This window comes from Bartonella sp. AC158YNML, from assembly GCF_042196725.1.
Lineage (GTDB): Bacteria > Pseudomonadota > Alphaproteobacteria > Rhizobiales > Rhizobiaceae > Bartonella.
In genome coordinates this window covers 1-997 of record NZ_JBHIQU010000076.1, presented here as the reverse complement: position 1 = coordinate 997, position 997 = coordinate 1, and the positions used below count along the sequence as shown (strand labels likewise).

Annotated in this window: 1 pseudogene; it reads left to right on the top strand. The window is 32.1% G+C overall.

What is annotated here, in order from left to right:
* Window positions 1–695 (top strand): annotated as a pseudogene (locus ACFIM1_RS09305) (hypothetical protein); the annotation flags it as partial.
* Window positions 696–997 lie beyond the last annotated feature (302 nt).

The window sequence follows — 997 nt, the reverse complement described above, 5'->3', positions numbered from 1 at the left end:
ACAATAACATTAACATTAACAATAACAAAAAAAATAAAAATATTATTTTATCAAAAAGAGAAATTGATTTTGAAAATTTAGAAACAAACGATTTTGTTGAAAAGGCAATCGAGTGTGATGATTTTCAATCAGAACAAATCAAAACGATAGAAACCAAACAACCAATCATTCACGAGCAAAATATTAATCTTTCCAATGAAGCTAACAACCGATGGCAAATTGACGAAGCGATGATTGAGAAATTGCCTTCACGAAAAGTTAAAAAGGTTGGTAAACAACTTTCAGAAATCGTTGATAAGATAATGCCTGCTTATTTTCCAGAGAAAGCAAACTTTTTTGAAGAAACCAAGAAAACAAGGGAAAAACAAGAAGTTAAAAGAATACTAGAAGATTTCAAACCCGATTTTCAATACGCAATTGAACAAGGATTAACGCATGATGAAGCCTTATCAGAATTTGAAAAATTTATACGCTTTTCAAAAACCAATCCATGTCGAAATGCAAATGAACGCGATTGGCAAAGCGCTTGGGATAATTGGATTACGCATCCAAAATATGGATTGGTAACTAAGAAACACGTAAAATCAGAAGTGAAAAAACTATATGAAAGCGCATGTTATAAACCACCGTCAAACATCTTTTCAAACAGACTGTCAGAAAGATTTAGCATACCCCTAACAGCGATTTACGCTTAAAGACACGTATGGATCAGAATGCATCAGGAGTAGAGAGGCTATTAGTTTATTTGCTACATAATGAAATCGTATTTAAAAGCATTGAAGGATAAACAGCAAAGTAGTGAAGTTTGCTGATGATTTTGAGAATAGATATGCGTTTAAATTGACAGAAAGGCACCGTACAGAGCGATTTAAAGATTTTGTGATAAAAACCACATTGAAATTAAAAACGCTTCTGTACGGTCCATTTTGAGGCAAATAAACCCATTGGTAAAGTTATGGATTTAGATAGGGGATATTAAACCAAATGTTTTTAAAAA